Raw genomic sequence first — 15,314 nt, forward strand, 5'->3', positions numbered from 1 at the left:
CTCTCCTCCGGCTGACGCGTCCATCGGGCACTCGGGTACCGCAACCCCACGCGGCCATCTCGCCGTGCCCAACCACGTCAAATCCAGGAGAACCCACTCCCGTGGCAGTCAAGATCAAGCTGAAGCGTCTGGGCAAGATCCGTTCGCCTCACTACCGCATCGTCGTCGCCGACTCCCGTACCCGTCGTGACGGTCGTGCGATCGAGGAGATCGGCAAGTACCACCCGACGTACAACCCGTCGGTGATCGAGGTCGACGCCGAGCGTGTGGCGTACTGGCTCGGTGTCGGCGCGCAGCCGACCGAGCCCGTGATGGCCATCCTCAAGAAGACCGGCGACTGGCAGAAGTTCAAGGGCGAGCCCGCCCCGGCTCCGCTGCTGACGGCGCCCGAGAAGGCCGCGCGCCCGTCGTTCGAGGCTCTCGGCGGTGACGACGAGGGCAAGGGTGAGGCGATCACCCAGAAGAAGAAGGCTGAGAAGAAGGACGAGGCTTCCGCCGAGTCCGCTTCGACCGAGGCCTGAGCATGCTCGAGGAGGCTCTCGAGCACCTCGTGAAGGGCATCGTCGACAACCCTGACGATGTGCAGGTCGCCTCGCGCGACCTGCGCCGCGGGCGAGTGCTCGAGGTCCGGGTCCACCCGGACGACCTCGGCAAGGTGATCGGCCGCAACGGCCGCACCGCACGCGCCCTGCGTACCGTCGTGGGCGCCATCGGCGGTCGCGGTGTCCGCGTCGACCTCGTCGACGTGGACCACGTCCGCTGACGCTTCAACGCAACCGGCTCGGGCCGGGGAGGGCCTGAGGGCCGTCCCCGGCCCGCAGTCGTATGACAGGAGAATGGACACGTGCAGTTGGTAGTCGCACGGATCGGCCGTGCCCATGGCATCAAGGGCGAGGTCACCGTCGAGGTACGGACCGATGAGCCGGAACTGCGGCTCGCCCCCGGCGCCGTGCTCGCCACCGATCCCGCCTCCGCGGGACCGCTCACCATCGAGACGGGCCGCGTCCACAGCAGCCGCCTCCTGCTGCGCTTCAAGGGCGTCAGCGACCGCACCGGCGCCGAGGCCCTGCGCAACACCCTCCTGATCGCCGAGATCGACCCGGAGGAACTGCCCGAGGGCGAGGACGAGTACTACGACCACCAGCTCATCGACCTCGACGTGGTCACCGCGGACGGCGCGGAGGTCGGGCGGATCACGGAGATCTCGCACCTGCCCACCCAGGACCTGTTCATCGTGGAGCGCCCCGACGGCAGTGAGGTGATGATCCCCTTCGTCGAGGAGATCGTCAGCGAGATCGACCTGGAGGAGCAGAAGGCCGTCATCACCCCGCCGCCGGGCCTGATCGACGACCGCGCCGAGATCGCCTCCAGCCGGGAAGAGTCGTAATGCGCCTCGACGTCGTCACGATCTTCCCCGAGTACCTGGAACCGCTGAACGTCTCCCTCGTCGGCAAGGCACGCGCGCGTGGACAGCTGAACGTGCACGTCCACGACCTGCGCTCGTGGACCTACGATCGCCACAACACCGTCGACGACACGCCCTACGGCGGCGGCCCCGGCATGGTCATGAAGACCGAGCCCTGGGGAGAGGCGCTGGACTCCGTCCTGGCCGACGGCTACGAGACCGGCTCCCACGAGCCGGCCCTCATCGTGCCCACGCCCAGCGGCCGCCCCTTCACCCAGGAACTCGCCGTCCACCTCTCCGAGCGCCCCTGGCTGATCTTCACGCCGGCCCGCTACGAGGGCATCGACCGGCGCGTCGTCGACGAGTACACGACGCGGATGCCGGTGTACGAGGTGTCCATCGGCGACTACGTCCTGGCCGGCGGCGAGGCGGCCGTCCTCGTCGTCACGGAGGCCGTGGCGCGGCTGCTGCCCGGCGTCCTGGGCAACGCCGAGTCCCACCGGGACGACTCCTTCGCGCCCGGCGCCATGGCGAGCCTGCTGGAGGGGCCCGTCTACACCAAGCCGCCCGAGTGGCGCGGCCGGGACATCCCCGACGTGCTGCTCAGCGGCCATCACGGGAAGATCGCCCGGTGGCGGCGGGACGAGGCCCTGAAGCGCACGACGGCCCACCGGCCCGACCTCATCGAGCGGTGCGACCCCAAGGCCTTCGACAAGAAGGACCGCGAGATGCTGTCCATCCTGGGCTGGGAACCCGACCCGGCGGGGGAGCCGTACGGCCGATTTTGGCGCAGGACCGACGGCGTGGAAGAATAGCCAGCTGTTGTGCGTCCGTCCGGCGTGCGCCCCTGCCACAGGGGGAGACGACGCCCGCCCCGACCCGCACACCCCTGATCCAGAACACCTAGTTTCCGTTGATGACCTGTGGCATCAGCGAAGAAAGCAGACGAAATGTCTCACCTGCTCGACACCGTCGACTCCGCGTCGCTGCGCAGCGACGTCCCCGCCTTCCGCCCGGGCGACACGGTCAACGTGCACGTCCGCGTCATCGAGGGCAACCGCTCCCGTGTGCAGCAGTTCAAGGGTGTGGTGATCCGCCGCCAGGGTTCCGGCGTGCGCGAGACCTTCACGGTCCGCAAGGTCTCCTTCTCCGTCGGCGTCGAGCGCACCTTCCCGGTGCACACCCCGATCGTGGAGAAGATCGAGCTCGTCACCAAGGGTGACGTCCGCCGCGCCAAGCTGTACTACCTGCGCGAGCTGCGCGGCAAGGCCGCGAAGATCAAGGAGAAGCGCGAGAGCTGAGCGCTCTCCGGAGTTCTCATCGGGGCCGGATAGCATCTGGCCTCGATGGACACCGAAGCACAGCCGACGGAGCGCGACCGCTCCTCCCCCCCTTCCGACTCCGAGGACACCTCGGATCCCGGAGGACCGGAGGACCGGTCGCGTTTCGCGTTGTCGCGTGTCACCGAGTGGGTCCCGGGCGGCCGGATCACTCTGACGCTGCTGGCCTGCCTGCTCTTCCTGCTGCTGCTCAGCACGTTCGTGCTGCGGCCGTTCCAGATCCCCAGCGGATCCATGGAACAGGGATTGAGGATCGGGGACCGGGTTCTCGTAAATAAGTTGGCGTACCGTTTCGGTGCCGAGCCGCAGCGGGGAGACATCGTCGTGTTCGACGGGACGGGGTACTTCGGGCACGCGGACTACATCAAACGCGTTGTCGGCGTGGGGGGAGACCACGTCGTCTGCTGCGACAAGGAGGGGAGGATCCAGGTGAACGGCCGGCCGGTCGACGAGTCGGGCTTCCTGTACCCCGGCGACAGCCCCTCCACGGTGCCCTTCGACGTCGTCGTGCCCGCCGGCACCCTGTTCCTCCTCGGCGACCACCGGGGCGACTCCAGCGACTCCCGCGACCACCTCGGCTCGCCGGGCGGCGGCATGGTCCCGGTCGACGAGGTGATCGGCCGCGCCGACTGGATCGTCTGGCCCTTCGGCCACGCCACTCGGCTGCACCGCCCCGACGCCTACGCGCGCGTGCCCGTCCCCGCCGCCGGAAGGGCGGGCGCCCATGGGTAACCGCGGCAAACCGCGCGGCGTCCCCGCCAGCCCCGCGGACAACCTGCTGCCCACCGGCGCCCGGCGCGCCGCCAGCCCGACCGGTGGCCGTACGCGCGCCGAGCGGCGCAAGCTCCAGAAGAAGGTCAAGCGGCGCCGCAGGCGCGGTGCCGTCAAGGAGATACCCCTCCTCGTCGGCGTCGCCGTGCTCATAGCGCTCGTGCTGAAGACGTTCCTCGTGCAGGCCTTCGTCATCCCGTCCGGCTCCATGGAGCAGACGATCCAGATCGGCGACCGCGTCCTGGTCGACAAGCTCACCCCGTGGTTCGGTTCCAAGCCGCAGCGCGGGGAGGTCGTCGTCTTCAAGGACCCCGGCGGCTGGCTCCAGGACGAGCAGACCGCCCCTGTGCAGGACGACCCCGTCGTCATCAAGCAGGTCAAGGAAGGGCTCACCTTCATCGGCCTGCTGCCGTCCGACAACGAGAAGGACCTCATCAAACGGGTCGTCGGCGTCGGCGGAGACCGCGTCAAGTGCTGCGACACGCAAGGGCGCGTGACCGTCAACGGCATCCCGCTGAACGAGGACTACCTGTACCCCGGCAACGCCCCGTCCGACACGCCGTTCGACATCACGGTCCCCCCGGGCCGGCTGTGGGTGATGGGCGACCACCGGAACAACTCCGCGGACTCCCGCGCCCACCAGGACACCGACTACGGCGGCACGGTCTCCGAGGAAGAGGTCGTGGGCCGCGCCATGGTCATCGCCTGGCCCTTCGGGCACTGGAGCACCCTGGAGGAACCGAACACCTACGCCTCCGTGTCCGACTCGGCCCCCGGGTCGACCGCTGCTCCCGAACTGTCGCATAGGGTTGCCTCCTACGATTCGAACGGAACGATCCAGCTCCCGACCCCTGCGGAACTCCCGCTCGTTATGGGAGTGGTGGGCCTGCGTCGTGTGTGGGGCAGGCGGCGGCACAGAGTGAGGAGTTGGCGTGGGGGATGTGGCGGTTGGCGCACGGTCCGGACACGACGGCGAGGAGCACCGCGGACGCCCCGCGGGATCCGCCGTCCCGGCCGCGGACAGCGCCGTGACCTCCGGGAATGACTCCGGGGCAGTCGAGGACGACAGGGTGACAGGCGAGTACAGCAGCACAGCCGAGGGCGAGGGGCCGGGCCGCCCGGCCCGGACGCCGAAGAAGCCACGCTCCTTCTGGAAGGAGCTGCCCATCCTGATCGGCATCGCGCTCGTGCTCGCGCTGCTGATCAAGACCTTCCTGGTGCAGGCGTTCTCCATCCCCTCCGACTCGATGCAGAACACCCTCCAGCAGGGCGACCGCGTCCTGGTCGACAAGCTGACCCCGTGGTTCGGCTCCGAGCCCGAGCGTGGCGAGGTCGTCGTCTTCCACGACCCCGACAACTGGCTGGCGGGCGAGCCGGTGGCGGATCCGAACGCCTTCCAGACGTTCCTCAGCTGGATCGGCCTCATGCCGTCCGCGGAGGAGAAGGACCTCATCAAGCGGGTCGTCGGCGTCGGCGGCGACACGGTCGAATGCAAGAACACGGGCCCGCTGACGGTCAACGGCAAGGCGCTGGACGAAGCGTCGTACGTCTACCCCGGCAACACGCCGTGCAGCGTCGACGACCAGGGCGGTCAATTCAAGGTAAAGGTTCCCGAGGGCTACATCTGGGTCATGGGCGACCACCGGCAGAACTCCCGGGACTCCCGCTACAACCAGTCGGACAAGCACCACGGCATGGTCCCGGTGAAGGACGTCGTCGGCCGGGCCATCGTCGTCGCCTGGCCGATCAACCGCTGGGACAACCTGCCGGTGCCGGACACCTTCGACCAGGCCGGTCTCAGCGCCCAGTCGGCCGCGGCCGGTCTGGCGGTGGCGCCGCAGGGGCTGGCGCTGCTGGGGGTGGTGCCGGTGGTGCTGTGGCGCCGCCGGAAGCAGTGATCCCGACGGTGGGCTGACCCCGGTCGGTACCCCCGGGTAGGGTGCGGACCCATGGGTGGCGAGAGCATGACGCACACGGCCCCGCGCAGCGGTGGCACAGGCTCGGGCCCGGTGGGCAGCCGGACCGGACAGCGGTTGTCCGGGCTGGCCGTCGCACTGGGCCTTGTGCTGTTCCTGGGGGGTTTCGCCTGGGGGGCGGTGGTCTACCGGCCGTACACCGTGCCCACCAGTTCGATGACGCCGACGATCGACGCGGGCGACCGGGTGCTGGCGCAGCGCGTCGACGGCGCTGATGTGCGCCGCGGTGATGTCGTCGTGTTCAAGGACACCACCTGGGGCAACGTGCCGATGGTCAAGCGCGTGGTGGCCGTCGGCGGAGACACGGTCTCCTGCTGCCAGGACGGCAAGCTGAAGGTCAACGGCAAGGAGATCGACGAGGCGTACCTGGCCGAGGGCACACCGGCGGAGATCACCGGCTTCCCGACCGTGAACGTCCCCGAGGGGCGCCTGTTCCTGCTCGGCGACGAGCGCGGCAGCTCCGTGGACTCCACCGCCCACCTGACCGACGCCGCCGGCGGCACGGTGTCACGCGGAGCCGTCGACGCGCGCGTGGACGCCGTCGTCTGGCCCATGAACGGCATGCTGGCGCGTCCCACCGGCTTCGAGTCGCTCGGCGACCTCTCCTCGCCCGGACCGCTGCGGACGATCACCGCCCTGGTGATCGCCGGCGCCGTGCTCGTCCTGGGCGGGGGCGCCTACGGACCCCTCGCCAAGGGCGCGGCCCGGGCCCGGCGGGCGGGCGCGGAGCCCGCAGGTGTCCGCTGAGGCCGTGGGGGCGGGCCAGGACACCTACGAGGGCGGGCTGCGCAAGGTCGCCCGGGTCGTGCTGCTCGACCCGCAGGACCGCATCCTGCTGCTGCACGGGCACGAGCCGGACGATCCGGCCGACGACTGGTGGTTCACACCCGGCGGCGGTGTGGAGGGCGAGGAGACCCGTGAAGAGGCCGCCCTGCGGGAACTCGCCGAGGAGACGGGCATCACCGAGGTCGAGCTCGGCCCGGTGCTGTGGCGGCGGATGTGCTCCTTCCCGTTCGCGGGCCGCCGCTGGGACCAGGACGAGTGGTACTTCCTGGCTCGTACGGACCGCACGGCGATCGAGGCCGTGGGGCTGACCGAGCTGGAGCGGCGCAGTGTCGCCGGAGCGCGCTGGTGGACGTGTCCGGAACTTTGCCGGGCACATGAGACGGTGTATCCGACGAGACTCGCCGGGCTGCTGCGCACGCTGCTCGACGAAGGTCCCCCGGCCAGGCCCGTGATCCTTGACCCGGAAATCGTCTAGGGGCGCACGGAACTGGCGCACAATGGTGGGATCGCACGGCTGAAGGGGAACATGCCATGAGCGCCGAGGACCTCGAGAAGTACGAGACCGAGATGGAGCTGAAGCTCTACCGGGAGTACCGCGATGTCGTCGGTCTGTTCAAATACGTGATCGAAACCGAGCGGCGCTTCTACCTGACCAACGACTACGAGATGCAGGTGCACTCGGTCCAGGGTGAGGTGTTCTTCGAGGTGTCCATGGCGGATGCCTGGGTGTGGGACATGTACCGGCCGGCGCGGTTCGTGAAGCAGGTCCGGGTCCTCACTTTCAAGGACGTGAACATCGAGGAGCTGAACAAGAGCGACCTCGAGCTGCCGAGCGGGTGAGGTTCACCCGAGTGGGTGACGGAGTTATCCACAACCGCTGAGTCGCCCACCAAGATCCACTTGGTGGGGACGGGTGCGTGATCGTTGGCGCCGGAGGTGGTGCCGACATGAACGCACGCAGTGCCATGGGCAGGTACGGAGAGACTCTGGCGGCTCGGCGGCTGGCGGAGACCGGGTTGACGATCCTGGAGCGCAACTGGCGCTCCGGCCGGAGCGGTGAGATCGACATCGTGGCCAGGGACGGGGACGTCCTGGTCGTCTGCGAGGTGAAGACCCGCAGGGAGGGGCCCTTCGAGCATCCGATGGCCGCCGTGACCCCGCAGAAGGCGGAGCGGCTGCGAGACCTCGCCGAGCGGTGGATCCAGACGCATGGGGGCGCACCGCCCGGCGGGGTCCGCATCGACGTGGTCGGGGTGCTGCTGCCGGCCCGCGGCGCGGCCGTGGTCGAGCACGTGCGGGGGGTGGCCTGATGGCATTCGCCCGCACGTGTTCGGTGGCGCTGGTGGGCGTCGAGGGCGTGGTCGTCGAGGTCCAGGCCGACCTGGAGCCGGGCGTCGCGGCGTTCACGCTGGTGGGGCTGCCCGACAAGAGCCTGACCGAGAGCCGGGACCGAGTGCGTGCCGCGGTCGTCAACTCGGGCGCGGCCTGGCCCCAGAAGAAACTCACGGTCGGGCTGAGCCCGGCCTCCGTCCCCAAGAGCGGCAGCGGCTTCGACCTGGCCGTCGCCGCGGCGGTCCTCGGCGCGGCGGAGCGCATCGACCCCCGGGTCCTCGCCGACATCGTGATGATCGGGGAACTGGGGCTGGACGGGCGGGTGCGGCCGGTGCGCGGGGTGTTGCCGGCGGTGCTGGCGGCGGCGGACGCGGGGTACGAGCAGGTGGTGGTGCCGGAGTGTGCCGCCGCCGAGGCGTCCCTGGTGCCTGGGGTCTCCGTACTGGGCGTCCGGAGCCTGCGCCAGCTGATCGCCGTCCTGGCCGACGAACCCGTGCCCGACGAGGATCCGGACGAGCAGGGCCGCCCGGACCCGCTCCTCGCCGGCCTGCGGATGCCGGGCACGGGCGCCGCCACGGGCATGCACAGCGTCGGCGCGGCCCAGCACGAGCCCGGCCACGACCTGGCGGACGTCGTCGGGCAGATCTCGGCGCGCACGGCGGTGGAGGTGGCCGCGGCGGGCGGACACCACCTGTTCCTGGAGGGGCCGCCCGGCGCCGGCAAGACGATGCTCGCGGAGCGGCTGCCCGCCATCCTGCCCCGGCTCGGCCGGCAGGAGTCACTGGAGGTCACCGCGGTCCACTCGGTGGCGGGCCTGCTGCCCCCGGGCAAGCCCCTGATCGACGTCGCCCCCTACTGCGCCCCGCACCACTCGGCCACGATGCAGGCACTCGTCGGCGGCGGCCCGGGCGTCGCGCGGCCCGGCGCGGTGTCGCTGTCCCACCGGGGAGTCCTCTTCCTGGACGAGACGCCCGAGTTCAACAGCCAGGCCCTGGACGCCCTGCGCCAGCCGCTGGAGGCGGGGCATGTGGTCATCGCGCGCAGTGCGGGAGTGGTGCGCTTCCCGGCGAAGTTCCTGATGGTGCTCGCGGCCAACCCCTGCCCGTGCGGCCGGTTCTCGCAGCGGGACGACCTGTGCGAGTGCCCTCCCTCGGCGATCCGCCGCTACCAGGCCAGGCTCTCCGGCCCGCTGCTCGACCGGGTCGACCTGCGCGTCGAGGTGGACCGCGTCACCCGCACCGAGCTGACCGCCTCCGGCGCGCGCGGCGAGTCCACCGCGACGGTCGCCGACCGGGTGCGGGCGGCCCGAGAGCGGGCGACGGAGCGCCTCGCCGGCACTCCGTGGCGCACGAACAGCGAGGTACCCGGCCGCGAGCTGCGCAGCCGCTGGTACGCCGTGTCCGGGGCGATGGACGAGGCCGAGCGGAACCTGGAGCGGGGCGTCCTGACCGCCCGCGGCCTCGACCGGGTCCTGCGCGTCGCTTGGACCGTCGCCGATCTCGTCGGCCACGACCGGCCCGACGCGACGGACGTCGCCCTCGCGCTCCAGTTGCGCACCGGTGTCCCGAGGGGCGTGCCCATGGCCATCGGAGCGCTGACGTGAGCGCCGCCGGCGAAGACGTGAGCGTCGCCCGCGAACCGGACGAAGAGCTGCTCGCCCGGGTCCTGCTCACCCGTGTCATCGAGCCCGGTGACGAGGTCGGTGGGCGGTGGGTGCGGGAGTTCGGGGTGCGGGGCCTGGCCCGGCGGCTGGCGGAGGGTGGGCGGCCCCTGGCCGGGGTGAGCGGGAAGCGGTGGAATGGGCTGCTGGCCAGGGCCGAGGCGGCTCGGCCGCGTGAGGACCTCGCCGTCGCCCGGGAGGCCGGGGTGCGGTTCATCGGTCCCGGCGACGCGGAGTGGCCGGGGCAGCTCGATGATCTCGGGGATGCCCGGCCGCTGGGGCTGTGGGTGCGCGGTCGGGCCAGTCTGCGGATGTGGGCGCTGAAGTCGGTGGCCGTCGTCGGCGCTCGCGCCTGTACCGAGTACGGGGCGCACATGGCGGCCACCCTCGCCGCCGGCCTCGCCGAGCAGGGCTGGGTCGTGGTGTCCGGCGGCGCCTACGGAGTCGACGGCGCCGCCCACCGCGGCGCCCTCGGCGCGGGCGGCGCCACCGTCGCCGTCCTCGCCTGCGGCGTCGACCGCCCCTACCCGCGCGGACACACCCAGCTGATCGGCAGGATCGCCGAACAGGGACTGGTCATCGGTGAGTTGCCGCCCGGTGATCACCCGACACCGAGCCGGTTCATCCTGCGGAACCGGGTGATCGCGGCGCTCACCCGCGGCACCGTGGTCGTCGAGGCCGCCCACCGCAGCGGCTCCCTGGCCACGGCACGGGCGGCACAGCGCCTCGGCCGGCACACCATGGGCGTACCGGGCCCGGCCACCAGCGGCCTGTCCGCCGGGGTGCACGAGCTGCTGCGCGGGGAGGCGGTCCTGGTCACCGACGCCGCGGACGTCGTCGAACTGGTCGGCGCCATCGGACAGCTGGCCCCCGACCGGCGCGGCCCCGTCCTGCCCCGGGACCTGCTCGATCCGGCCACCCGGCAGGTGCTCGCCGCGCTGCCGGGTGGCCGGGCGGCCCGGCCGGACGAGATCGCGCGCCGCGCGCAGACCGCACAGGACGACGCGATCGCGAGACTGTACGAACTCCGAGCACTCGGTTACGTCGAACGACACGGCGACGGCTGGAAGTTGACACGCCAGGCGGTGATGTCGGTCCGCGGCGGTCCCGGACCATGCTGACCGTGCGTGTTCGGCCGTCCGGGGGAACCTCGACATCCCTTGGAAATTCCCCCAGTTGGGGTGCTCCGGTGATTACACCGAGCGACCTCGCCGTCCTGGTGGGCCCCCCTCCGGAACGTATCTCCGCCTGCCTTGACCTCCGTCCTTCGCGCACCGCGACACCGCAGTCACGCTACGCTCACGAGGGTCCCGACACGGACAGGCAACTCGACATCAGACAGACAGCCAACCCCAGCAGCACCATTCCGCAGCAGAACGGCACAAGGCGACGAATGCCCCAGCACACCTCCGGGTCCGACCGGGCGGCGATCCCCCCAGCCGCCCGTGACGGTGGCAGCGTGCGGCCGCCCGCTCCCTCGACGCTCGACGAGCTGTGGCGGTCGTACAAGGCGACGGGGGACGAGCGGCTGCGGGAGCAGCTGATCCTGCACTACTCGCCGCTCGTGAAGTACGTCGCCGGCCGGGTCAGCGTGGGCCTGCCGTCCAACGTCGAGCAGGCGGACTTCGTCTCGTCCGGGGTGTTCGGGCTGATCGACGCGATCGAGAAGTTCGACATCGACCGCGAGATCAAGTTCGAGACGTACGCGATCACCCGGATCCGGGGCGCGATGATCGACGAGCTGCGGGCCCTGGACTGGATCCCCCGGTCGGTCCGGCAGAAGGCGCGCAACGTGGAGCGCGCGTACGCCACGCTGGAGGCGCGGCTGCGGCGGACACCGACGGAGGGCGAGGTGGCCGCCGAGATGGACATCGCCGTGGAGGAACTCCACGCCGTGTTCAGCCAGTTGTCGCTGGCCAACGTGGTGGCCCTGGAGGAGCTGCTGCACGGCGGAGGCGAGGGCGGCGACGGGCTCAGCGTCATGGACACGCTGGAGGACACCGCCGCCGACAACCCGGTGGAGGTCGCCGAGGACCGGGAACTCCGCAGGTTCCTCGCGCGGGCGATCAACACGCTGCCCGAGCGGGAGAAGACCGTGGTCACGCTGTACTACTACGAGGGGCTCACCCTGGCCGAGATCGGGAACGTGCTGGGCGTGACCGAGAGCCGGGTCAGCCAGATCCACACCAAGTCGGTGCTCCAGCTGAGAGCGAAACTGGCGAGCTTCGGCCGCTGACCTGGCCGGAAGACGACGGTCCGGCGGGAGCCTCTCCCGCCCGGACTGACGCGTCCGTAGAGTGGTTGACGTGCCAAGGATTCGAGCGGCCTCCGTGGCCGAGCACCGGTCGATGCAGCGAGCCGCCCTGCTGGACGCGGCTCGTTCCTTGTTGTCCGAGGGCGGTACGGAGGCGCTGACCTTCCCGGCCCTCGCCGAGCGGACGGGGCTCGCGCGCTCGTCCGTCTACGAGTACTTCCGGTCACGGGCGGCCGTGGTCGAGGAGCTGTGCGAGGTCGACTTTCCCGTCTGGGCGGCGGAAGTGTCCGCGGCGATGGAGCGGGCGGGGACGGCCGAGGCCAAGGTCGAGGCGTATGTGCGGCAGCAGCTGGAGCTGGTGGGGGACCGGCGGCATCGGGCCGTGGTGGCGATCTCGGCGAGTGAGCTGGACGCCGGGGCCCGGGAGAAGATCCGGGCGGCGCATGGCGGGCTGGTCGCGATGATCGTCGAGGCGCTCGGTGAGCTGGGGCATGAGCAGCCCCGGCTGGCGGCGATGCTGGTGCAGGGGGTTGTGGACGCGGCGGTGCGGCGGATCGAGCTGGGGGCTGCGGAGGAGCCGGGCGTTGTCGCGGAAGCGGCGGTGAGTATGGCCCTGCGGGGTGTGCGAGGCTGAGCCGCGTTGGTGCTGGGGCGGGGTGGGTCCGCAGCCCGGCGGAGCGGGGTGCCGCTGCGCCCACCCTCCCCCAAGCTCTCGGCGACTCCCTCAAGTTCTCGGCTTCGCTCGAACAGGGGGGACCCCCATGAGCAGGGGACCCCCATGAGCAGGGGACCCCCATGAGCAGGGGACCCCCATGAGCAGGGGACCCCCATGAGCAGGGGACCCCCCTGAGCAGGGGACCCCCATCGCCCCAAGCGGCACGACTGCCCGCAGCTAACTCCAGACTGGCAGGAGTCGCGAAGGCCCTCTGCGCAGGAGCCAGGGCGGCAGGAGCGACAGTGGGTTCAAGTACGTCTCGTCCCGCCGCAGGCCCCAGTGCACGCACGTAACCGTGCAATGTGAGCCCGTCGCGTCCACCGTGCCGATCACCTCGCCCGGTTCCACCTCCTCGCCCTCCTCCACTGACGCCGTCACCGGCTCGTAGGTCGTGCGCAGCGGTGGTTCGCCCGTCCCCGTCAGCTCCACCGAGACGACCCCCTTGCCGGCCACCCGGCCCGCGAAGGACACCCGGCCCGCCGCCACCGCCCGTACCGGCGTCCCCGGCGTCGCCGTGAGGTCCACACCGCGGTGGCCCCGGCCGTAGGCCGTCGCCGGGGGTTCCCAGCCGCGCAGGACCCTGGGGCGTAAGCCGACGGGCCAGGTGCGGCCGACCGTCGGCACGGTGACGTCCGCGACGGGCGCGCCCGCCGCGAACAGGGGCGGCGGAGGGGCCAGCAGGACGGCCGTCGTCATGACCAGCACCAGGACCAGGCGCGCACAAACAGGCACACATTGCTTCGCTCGCATGCCGAAAGCGTCCCGGACCGCTGCTCGTCACCGCCCGTGGCTGTGGACCGCCATCCGGTTGTGGACAACGGCGTCACCCGGTGCCCCGCGGGTCCCGTACACTTCTGGTGGCGATCCGGGTCACCGGGTCGACTTCGCACGCCCCGATACGCACCCCGGCAACGGGCCGTATCAGCGCCCCTCGGTCCCTCGTGGCACGGCGCGCAGTGGGCGTCAGGCGCGGAAGCCGTCCGGCATCCGCGGCACAACCGAGAAGCACAAGGAGATACGGCCATGGCCGTCGTCACGATGCGGGAGCTGCTGGAGAGCGGCGTCCACTTCGGTCACCAGACCCGTCGTTGGAACCCGAAGATGAAGCGCTTCATCTTCACGGAGCGCAACGGCATCTACATCATCGACCTGCTCCAGTCGCTGTCGTACATCGACCGCGCCTACGAGTTCGTCAAGGAGACCGTCGCCCATGGCGGCACGGTCATGTTCGTCGGCACGAAGAAGCAGGCGCAGGAGGCCATCGCCGAGCAGGCCACCCGCGTCGGCATGCCCTACGTCAACCAGCGCTGGCTGGGCGGCATGCTCACCAACTTCTCGACCGTCTACAAGCGTCTGCAGCGCCTCAAGGAGCTCGAGCAGATCGACTTCGAGGACGTCGCCGCGTCCGGTCTGACCAAGAAGGAGCTTCTCGTGCTCTCGCGCGAGAAGGCCAAGCTGGAGAAGACCCTCGGTGGTATCCGCGAGATGCAGAAGGTGCCCAGCGCCGTCTGGATCGTGGACACCAAGAAGGAGCACATCGCCGTTGGTGAGGCCCGGAAGCTGAACATCCCGGTCGTCGCGATCCTCGACACCAACTGCGACCCCGACGAGGTCGACTACAAGATCCCGGGCAACGACGACGCGATCCGCTCCGTCACCCTGCTCACCCGCGTCATCGCCGACGCCGTCGCCGAGGGCCTCATCGCCCGCAGCGGTGTCGCCACCGAGGGCAAGGGCGAGAAGGCCGCGGGCGAGCCGCTCGCCGAGTGGGAGCGCGACCTGCTCGAGGGCGAGAAGAAGGCCGACGAGGCTGCCCCCGCCGCCGAGGCCGCCCCGGCCGCCGAGGCTGCTCCGGCCGCCGAGGCCGCCCCCGCCGAGGCCGAGAAGCCGGCCGAGGGCGAGAAGGCCGCCGAGGCCGAGCAGGCCTGACCCGTCAGCGACGAGTTGACGGCGGGAGCGGTACTAGAGCCAATAGCGCCTCCGGCGCGGTGAAGTCCGCTCCCGCCGTTCACCCGTAGGTCAGCGGAAGGACAGAGTCCCCCGGCTCCATGGGGTACATCCGCAGATCTTCGATCTTCCAGACTTCGAGAGAGATTCACAGACTCATGGCGAACTACACCGCCGCCGACGTCAAGAAGCTCCGTGAGCTCACGGGCGCCGGCATGATGGACTGCAAGAAGGCGCTGGACGAGGCCGAGGGCAACGTCGAGAAGGCCGTCGAGGCGCTCCGCATCAAGGGCCAGAAGGGCGTCGCCAAGCGCGAGGGCCGCTCCGCCGAGAACGGTGCCGTCGTATCGATCATCGCCGACGACAACTCCTCCGGTGTCCTCGTCGAGCTGAAGTGCGAGACGGACTTCGTCGCCAAGGGTGACAAGTTCCAGGGCGTGGCCACCGCCATCGCCGAGCACGTCGCCAAGACCTCCCCGGCCGACCTCGAGGCCCTGCTCGCCTCCGAGATCGAGGCCGGCAAGACCGTCCAGGCGTTCGTGGACGAGGCCAACGCCAACCTCGGCGAGAAGATCGTCCTGGACCGCTTCGCGCGGTTCGCCGACGGCTATGTGACGGCGTACATGCACCGCACGATGCCCGACCTGCCCCCGCAGATCGGTGTCCTCGTCGAGCTGGACAAGCCGAACGCCGAGATCGCCAAGGGCGTCGCCCAGCACATCGCCGCCTTCGCGCCGAAGTACCTCTCCAAGGAGGACGTCCCGGCCGAGGTCGTCGAGTCCGAGCGCCGCGTCGCCGAGGAGACCACCCGCGCCGAGGGCAAGCCCGAGGCCGCCCTGCCGAAGATCGTCGAGGGTCGCCTCAACGGCTTCTTCAAGGACGCCACGCTGCTCGGCCAGCCCTACGCGCTCGACAACAAGAAGTCCGTCCAGAAGGTCCTGGACGAGGCCGGTGTCACCCTGAAGCGCTTCACGCGCATCAAGGTCGGCATCTGAGTCCGTACCGCGATCGACGCCCGACCCCGATAGGGTCGGCAGCAGTCGTCCGTGTACGCCGTCACATGGGTGGCGGACGACAGCAGATCTGACGAGGAGGCCATTGCCGTATGGGATGCGAACCACGCCCCAC

General features: G+C 70.7%; 19 protein-coding genes. 18 read left to right on the plus strand and 1 reads right to left on the minus strand.

Annotated elements, in window-relative coordinates; translation table 11 throughout:
• The first annotated feature begins 101 nt into the window (after positions 1–101).
• The 16 genes from rpsP (at position 102) to PV963_RS33080 (ending at position 12,158) form a co-directional block, all read left to right on the plus strand.
• On the plus strand, positions 102–521 hold the full coding sequence (rpsP, locus tag PV963_RS33005; protein WP_150483257.1) for a 30S ribosomal protein S16: 420 nt from the start codon (positions 102–104) through the stop codon (positions 519–521).
• Between the two features lie 2 nt (positions 522–523).
• Positions 524–763: an RNA-binding protein gene (locus tag PV963_RS33010; RefSeq protein WP_005479813.1), complete on the plus strand. Its 240-nt coding sequence runs from the start codon at positions 524–526 to the stop codon at positions 761–763.
• Positions 764–844: 81 nt separating this feature from the next.
• Entirely contained in the window at positions 845–1,387 is a 543-nt protein-coding gene (rimM, locus tag PV963_RS33015; protein WP_274820035.1) for a ribosome maturation factor RimM, read from the plus strand.
• Positions 1,387–2,220 carry a tRNA (guanosine(37)-N1)-methyltransferase TrmD gene (gene trmD / locus PV963_RS33020; protein ID WP_274820037.1) on the plus strand — a complete coding sequence of 278 codons (834 nt, stop codon included), beginning with the start codon at positions 1,387–1,389 and terminating at the stop codon, positions 2,218–2,220. The genes rimM and trmD overlap by 1 nt, the downstream gene beginning before the upstream one ends.
• A 135-nt stretch (positions 2,221–2,355) precedes the next feature.
• A complete protein-coding gene (rplS, locus tag PV963_RS33025) occupies positions 2,356–2,706 on the plus strand; it encodes a 50S ribosomal protein L19 (RefSeq protein WP_003993262.1) in 351 nt (116 codons plus the stop codon).
• A 45-nt stretch (positions 2,707–2,751) separates the two neighbouring features.
• Entirely contained in the window at positions 2,752–3,477 is a 726-nt protein-coding gene (gene lepB, locus PV963_RS33030) for a signal peptidase I (protein ID WP_274820039.1), read from the plus strand.
• Positions 3,470–4,561 (plus strand): signal peptidase I, encoded by a 1,092-nt coding sequence (gene lepB / locus PV963_RS33035; RefSeq protein WP_274820040.1) that lies wholly within the window; start codon positions 3,470–3,472, stop codon positions 4,559–4,561. The genes lepB (PV963_RS33030) and lepB (PV963_RS33035) overlap by 8 nt, the downstream gene beginning before the upstream one ends.
• Positions 4,449–5,414: a signal peptidase I gene (gene lepB / locus PV963_RS33040; protein ID WP_274820042.1), complete on the plus strand. Its 966-nt coding sequence runs from the start codon at positions 4,449–4,451 to the stop codon at positions 5,412–5,414. Before lepB (PV963_RS33035) ends, lepB (PV963_RS33040) begins: the two co-directional genes overlap by 113 nt.
• 51 nt (positions 5,415–5,465) lie before the next feature.
• A complete protein-coding gene (gene lepB, locus PV963_RS33045; RefSeq protein WP_274820043.1) occupies positions 5,466–6,239 on the plus strand; it encodes a signal peptidase I in 774 nt (257 codons plus the stop codon).
• The gene (locus PV963_RS33050) at positions 6,229–6,753 is read left to right on the plus strand and encodes an NUDIX hydrolase (RefSeq protein ID WP_274820045.1); all 525 of its coding nucleotides are present in this window, start codon (positions 6,229–6,231) and stop codon (positions 6,751–6,753) included. The genes lepB (PV963_RS33045) and PV963_RS33050 overlap by 11 nt, the downstream gene beginning before the upstream one ends.
• 56 nt (positions 6,754–6,809) lie before the next feature.
• Positions 6,810–7,118, plus strand: coding sequence for a DUF2469 domain-containing protein (locus PV963_RS33055; protein WP_003993268.1), 309 nt, complete (start codon positions 6,810–6,812; stop codon positions 7,116–7,118).
• A 77-nt stretch (positions 7,119–7,195) separates the two neighbouring features.
• The gene (locus PV963_RS33060; protein ID WP_274820051.1) at positions 7,196–7,588 is read left to right on the plus strand and encodes a YraN family protein; all 393 of its coding nucleotides are present in this window, start codon (positions 7,196–7,198) and stop codon (positions 7,586–7,588) included.
• Entirely contained in the window at positions 7,588–9,213 is a 1,626-nt protein-coding gene (locus PV963_RS33065) for a YifB family Mg chelatase-like AAA ATPase (RefSeq protein WP_274820052.1), read from the plus strand. Before PV963_RS33060 ends, PV963_RS33065 begins: the two co-directional genes overlap by 1 nt.
• Positions 9,210–10,391 carry a DNA-processing protein DprA gene (gene dprA, locus PV963_RS33070; RefSeq protein ID WP_425540967.1) on the plus strand — a complete coding sequence of 394 codons (1,182 nt, stop codon included), beginning with the start codon at positions 9,210–9,212 and terminating at the stop codon, positions 10,389–10,391. The genes PV963_RS33065 and dprA overlap by 4 nt, the downstream gene beginning before the upstream one ends.
• 272 nt (positions 10,392–10,663) lie before the next feature.
• Complete coding sequence (gene whiG / locus PV963_RS33075) at positions 10,664–11,506, plus strand: RNA polymerase sigma factor WhiG (RefSeq protein WP_274820053.1); 843 nt, start codon at positions 10,664–10,666, stop codon at positions 11,504–11,506.
• A 94-nt stretch (positions 11,507–11,600) separates the two neighbouring features.
• Positions 11,601–12,158, plus strand: a complete 558-nt coding sequence (locus PV963_RS33080) for a TetR/AcrR family transcriptional regulator (protein ID WP_274822188.1) — start codon at positions 11,601–11,603, stop codon at positions 12,156–12,158.
• A 258-nt stretch (positions 12,159–12,416) separates the two neighbouring features.
• Here the strand turns inward: PV963_RS33080 and PV963_RS33085 are convergent, their stop codons facing one another.
• The gene (locus PV963_RS33085; protein WP_274820054.1) at positions 12,417–12,989 is read right to left on the minus strand and encodes a M23 family metallopeptidase; all 573 of its coding nucleotides are present in this window, start codon (positions 12,987–12,989) and stop codon (positions 12,417–12,419) included.
• 273 nt (positions 12,990–13,262) lie between these two features.
• Between PV963_RS33085 and rpsB the strand changes: the two genes are divergently transcribed.
• Together rpsB and tsf are read left to right on the plus strand one after the other, a co-directional pair.
• Positions 13,263–14,168: a 30S ribosomal protein S2 gene (gene rpsB / locus PV963_RS33090; RefSeq protein WP_274820055.1), complete on the plus strand. Its 906-nt coding sequence runs from the start codon at positions 13,263–13,265 to the stop codon at positions 14,166–14,168.
• 176 nt (positions 14,169–14,344) lie between these two features.
• Positions 14,345–15,181 (plus strand): translation elongation factor Ts, encoded by an 837-nt coding sequence (tsf, locus tag PV963_RS33095; RefSeq protein ID WP_274820056.1) that lies wholly within the window; start codon positions 14,345–14,347, stop codon positions 15,179–15,181.
• Positions 15,182–15,314: the final 133 nt, after the last annotated feature.

Source organism: Streptomyces coeruleorubidus (assembly GCF_028885415.1).
Classification (GTDB): Bacteria; Actinomycetota; Actinomycetes; order Streptomycetales; family Streptomycetaceae; genus Streptomyces; species Streptomyces coeruleorubidus_A.